Annotated in this window: 4 protein-coding genes and 1 pseudogene; 2 read left to right on the forward strand and 3 right to left on the reverse strand. The window is 62.4% G+C overall.

The window, feature by feature from the left end:
- Positions 1 to 27: 27 nt before the first annotated feature.
- The 3 genes and pseudogenes from G3436_RS16455 to G3436_RS28975 form a co-directional block, all read right to left on the reverse strand.
- Positions 28 to 1728 carry a putative bifunctional diguanylate cyclase/phosphodiesterase gene (locus G3436_RS16455; protein WP_163946963.1) on the reverse strand — a complete coding sequence of 567 codons (1701 nt, stop codon included), beginning with the start codon at positions 1726 to 1728 and terminating at the stop codon, positions 28 to 30.
- A 21-nt stretch (positions 1729 to 1749) separates the two neighbouring features.
- On the reverse strand, positions 1750 to 2847 hold the full coding sequence (locus G3436_RS16460) for a methyl-accepting chemotaxis protein (RefSeq protein ID WP_420801219.1): 1098 nt from the start codon (positions 2845 to 2847) through the stop codon (positions 1750 to 1752).
- Between the two features lie 186 nt (positions 2848 to 3033).
- A pseudogene (locus G3436_RS28975) lies at positions 3034 to 3315 on the reverse strand (PAS domain-containing protein); the annotation flags it as partial.
- A gap of 185 nt (positions 3316 to 3500) precedes the next feature.
- Between G3436_RS28975 and G3436_RS16465 the strand changes: the two are divergent.
- Both G3436_RS16465 and G3436_RS16470 read left to right on the forward strand, forming a co-directional pair.
- Positions 3501 to 3815: a helix-turn-helix domain-containing protein gene (locus G3436_RS16465; protein WP_163946969.1), complete on the forward strand. Its 315-nt coding sequence runs from the start codon at positions 3501 to 3503 to the stop codon at positions 3813 to 3815.
- 249 nt (positions 3816 to 4064) lie between these two features.
- A partial coding sequence (locus G3436_RS16470) for a cation:dicarboxylate symporter family transporter (protein ID WP_163946972.1) occupies positions 4065 to 4969 on the forward strand: 905 nt, incomplete at its 3' end.

Here is a 4969-nt window from a genome sequence, read left to right on the forward strand (position 1 = left end):
GGCTTGCCAGCGAAGGGGCGTTGAGCCTTATACAGACTGCGCCGACACCACCCACTCATGCGGCTGCACATAACCGCGCACCCAGCCCAGCACCTCTGCCGCCGGCATCGGCCGGGCAATTCCGTAGCCCTGCGCCACTTCACACCCCAGCCCCATCAGCACTTCACCATGCTCGACCGTCTCCACCCCTTCGGCAATCACCTGACGCCCGAAGGCCCGCGCCAACCCGATCACCGCGCGAGTCAGGGCCAGGTCATCCTGATCATGCAGGATGTCGCGCACGAATGACTTGTCGATTTTGATGGTCTGCGTCGGCAGCCGCTTGAGGTAGCTCAACGAGGAGTAGCCGGTGCCAAAGTCATCCAGCGAAAACTGCACGCCCAACTGCTGGCAGGCTTCCAGGCATTCGCTGACCCGCTGGATGTTCTCGATCGCCACCGACTCGACGATCTCCAGGTCCAGCATGCGCGGCGCCACGCGCTCATGGTCGGCCAGCAACAGGCGCAGGCGCTCGACAAAGTCGGCACGCTGAAAATGCCGCGCGGCGATGTTCACGCTCACCGACCAGCGATACCCGGCCTGCTGCCATTGCTGCATCTGCGCCATGGCCTGCTCGATGACCCATTCGCCGATGTCCACGATCAGGTCGGTCTGCTCCACCAGCGGCAGGAACTGTGCCGGCGGCACCAGCCCCTTGAGCGGATGCTGCCAGCGCAACAACGCTTCAAAGCCCAGTACCGCGCCGCTGCGCATGTTCACCTTGGGCTGATAGAACAGGCGCAGTTCACCGCCCTTGAGCGCACGGCGCACGCGCTCCACCGTCTGGTGCGTGGCCTTGACCTCCTGATCCAGCAACACATCGAACAGATGAAAACGGTTTCGCCCGCTCTGCTTGGCCACGTACATGGCCTGATCGGCATGGCGCAACAGGGTATCGGCATCGTCATTGTCAGACGGGTACAGGGTAACCCCGATGCTGGCGCTGACGCTGATCTGCTGGTCTCGGATCGAATACGGCGCCGCCACGGCCGACAGCACACGGCCCAACACCGTGCGCAACTGTGCAGGGTTTTCGACATGGCGCAGGATCAGCACGAACTCGTCACCGGACAAGCGCGCCACCGCATCGCCACCGCGCAGGATACCCTTGAGGCGTACCGCCACCTCCACCAGCAGCAGGTCGCCGCTGGAATGCCCGTAGCCGTCGTTGACCGCTTTGAAGCCATCCAGGTCGAGCATGCACACCGCCAACGCGGAGCGCTCGGTGCGCGAGAACTCCAGCGCCTGGTTCAGCAGGTCGGAAAGGTACGCACGGTTAGGCAACCCGGTGAGCACGTCGTGCCCCACTCGCCATTGCAGGGTATGCACAAGCTGGCGCTTCTCGCTGACGTCAAAGCGGATCGATACATACTTGCGCACCTTGCCGGTGGCCGGGTCGAGCAACGGCACCATGGTGCTGTCGACCCAATACAGCGACCCATCCTTGGCGCGATTGCAGATCTCGCCCTTCCACACCTTGCCCGCCACCAGTGACTGCCACATGCCGGCAAAGAACTCACGGCCGTGCAGGCCGGAATTGAGGATGCGGTGATTGGCCCCCAGCAACTCGTCGCGGCGGTAGCCGGAGATGCTGCAGAACTGCTGGTTGACGTAGGTGATACGCCCGCTCAGGTCGGTTTCGGAAAAGATCGCGGCCGCATCGACGGCCGCGCGGTAATTATCATCCATGATGCGTGACCACCCTGACAGCTATCGGTTGAAGCGTTCAACCAACGCACGCAGGCCAGAAGAAATATGCTCCAGTTCACCCCCGCGCGTGGCGGCAGCATTGGCGTTGTCGGCGGTTTTCTGCACGGTGCCGGCCACCCGGTTGATCTGCCGCGATACGTCCTCGGCCACATGCGACTGCTCCTGCGAAGCGGCAGCCATCTGCTGGGTCATGTCGGTGATGCGTTCGACCGCCTGGCGGATGCCCTGCAGGGCCTGTTGCGCCTCGACCACCTGGGCCACGCCCTGTTCGGCTTCCTGGATGCCCAGGCTGGCAATGCTCACCGCGTCCTCGGCGCCACTGCGCAAGGTTTCGATGATGCCCTGGATCTGCTGGGTCGACTCACGGGTCTTGCCCGCCAGCGCGCGCACCTCGTCGGCCACCACGGCAAAACCGCGCCCCTGCTCGCCGGCCCGCGCGGCTTCGATGGCGGCGTTGAGGGCCAGCAGGTTGGTCTGGTCGGCGATGGCCTGGATCACACTGGCGGCGAGCATGATGTCCTGGGTCTGCCCGGCCAGCCGGCCGACCGCCTGGTTGATCTGGGTCACGGTGCTGGCCAGCAGCTGGATGGCCTCACGCGAGGTACCCGCAACCTGGCTGCCCTGCTCGGCCAGCAGGTTGGCAGTGCCGGCCTCGCTGGCGGTCTGCTGTACATGCACGGCAACTTCGGCAATGGACGCCGCCATTTCGGTCATGGCGGCGGCCGTCATGTCGGTTTCGGCGCGCTGCTCGAGCAGCGCCGACTCGGTGGTGCTCGACAACCGGCTGGAGTCGGTGGCGGCCACGGCCATCTGGTTGGCCAGGTCGCTCAGGCGGGTGAGCGCAGTCTTCAGGCGCGCCTCTTCGCTGATCAGGATCATCTGCAACTGCGCGGTGGGGCCCAGTGCATCGCTGTAAGTCAGTGCGCTGATAGGGTCGGAAAAGGTCTGCGGGGTACTGTGCACGATCTGCTGCAATTGCTGGCGCAGACGGCTGTGCCCCCACAGCCCCACGGCAGCGAACAGGCCCACGGTGATGACGTGGGCAGGCAGCCCGGCTACCCACTGATGGGCGCCAAGGGCCAACCCGGCGGCCACCATCGGCACGCCCAGCACCCTGGCCTGCACCGCCAGGCGGCGCCCGCGCGACACGGCGGGCTTGCCTTCGCGCAAACGTGCGTACAGCGCTTCGGCACGCTGCACCTGGTCACGAGTGGGCTTGATGCGCACCGACTCATAGCCGACCAGCCGCCCGTTCTCGAGCACCGGCGTGACGTAGGCGCTGACCCAATAGAAATTGCCGTTCTTGCAGCGGTTCTTGACGATCCCCATCCAGCTCTGGCCGGCCTTGAGGTACTGCCACATCAGCGCGAACACCGCAGGTGGCATATCGGGATGGCGCACCAGGTTATGACTGCTGCCAATCAGTTCGGCCTGGCTGAAACCACTCATGGCGGCAAATTCAGCATTGCAGTAGGTGATGTTACTGGCGGTATCGGTGGCCGAAATCAGCCGCTGGTGTTCGGGAAAAGTCTGTTCGACAGCCGTGACCGGCAGATTGAGACGCACTTTAAAGCTCCATGGGGTGCACGCCAACGCCCTGACTGCGGGCCTTGAAACCTTGTGCCTGAAATTCGGTCCTAACAGGGGATTCTACGAAAACCATCACCTTTTGCAAGGTTTAGTGATGGATAGTGACGTTGTATAACGCGAAAATTTATCGTTAAGTTCTTGATTCTAAATGGGAATCGACGATGGATATATCAAGTTTGGGTCCGGCCATAAGACGCTACCGCAAGGTAGCCGGGCTTACTCAGGCTGAACTTGGCGAAAAAACCGGTTTTGACCCCAAGACCATCAGCCGGTTTGAAACCGGCAACTACACCCCCAGTGTCGAAGCGCTGTTCACCTTTGCCGACGTGCTGGGCGTCAAGCTCAATGCCTTTTTCGCGGACCTGGACAATGCCGACGAACAGCGCGCCTACCTGTTCGGTGTCATTCACAAAGCCCCGCCCAAGGACCTGGGCAAATTGATTGCGGCGGTAGATCTGGCCCTGTCCAAGGCTTGACCACCGCCCCTGCAAAAGCGTGACAGGTGCGTGCTTGAGCCGCTTGAAGCGCTTTTGCCTTAGCACCGCGCCACAACTGGTCAGACCGGTAAAACCAATTTCTGGCCATTTGTCCGCAAACCACTTGCAAACCCGCAAAACGGGCGCCTACACTGCACCTGCACTGGACATACCGGTAAGACCACAATAATTAAGTCTGTCGCTCAGCGCTTGCGCCAGAAGCCCAGACACCGACCAGAGATCCCTCCCATGCTCAAATGGTGCTCGCGTTCGATCTTCCTGCAAGTAGTGCTCGGCCTGATGCTTGGCATCGCCTGCGGCTTGAGCTTTCCTGAAGTTTCCATGCAACTCAAACCCCTGGGCGACGGCTTCATCAAGCTGATCAAGATGCTCATCGGGCTGATTGTGTTCTGCGTAGTGGTCAGCGGCATTTCCGGCGCTGGCGACCTGAAGAAAGTGGGCCGAATCGGCCTCAAGTCCGTCATCTACTTCGAAGTACTGACCACCATCGCGCTCGTCCTGGGCCTGGTGCTCGCCTTTACCTCCGGTATCGGCACCGGTGCCAACATCCATCTGGACCAGCTGTCCACCGCCGACGCCGGCGCGCTGGCCGAGCGCGGCCAGCACATCCAGGGCACCGCTGCGTTCCTGATGGGCCTGATCCCCAATTCGGTGATCGGTGCCTTTGCCGACAACAACATCCTGCAGGTGCTGCTGTTCGCGGTGCTGTTCGGCAGCGCGCTGAACCTGGTGGGTGAAGCCGCCTCGGGCATCACCCGCCTGATCAACGAACTGAGCCACGTGATCTTCCGCATCATGGGCATGATCGTGCGCCTGGCACCGATCGGCGTGTTCGGCGCCATCGCCTTCACCACCAGCAAATATGGCCTGGACTCGCTGCAGCACCTGGGCGGCCTGGTCGCGCTGTTCTACGTGACCTGTGCAGGGTTCGTGCTGGTGATCCTGGGCACGGTGATGCGCGTCTCGGGGCTCAAGCTGTTTCCATTCCTCAAGTACATGCGCGAAGAGCTGAGCATCGTGCTGGGTACGGCCTCGTCCGATGCCGTGCTGCCGCAGATCATGCGCAAGCTTGAGCACCTGGGCATTGGCAGCTCTACGGTCGGCCTGGTGATCCCGACCGGCTACTCGTTCAA

The sequence above is a fragment of the Pseudomonas brassicae genome (assembly GCF_010671725.1).
In the GTDB taxonomy this organism is placed as follows: Bacteria; Pseudomonadota; Gammaproteobacteria; order Pseudomonadales; family Pseudomonadaceae; genus Aquipseudomonas; species Aquipseudomonas brassicae.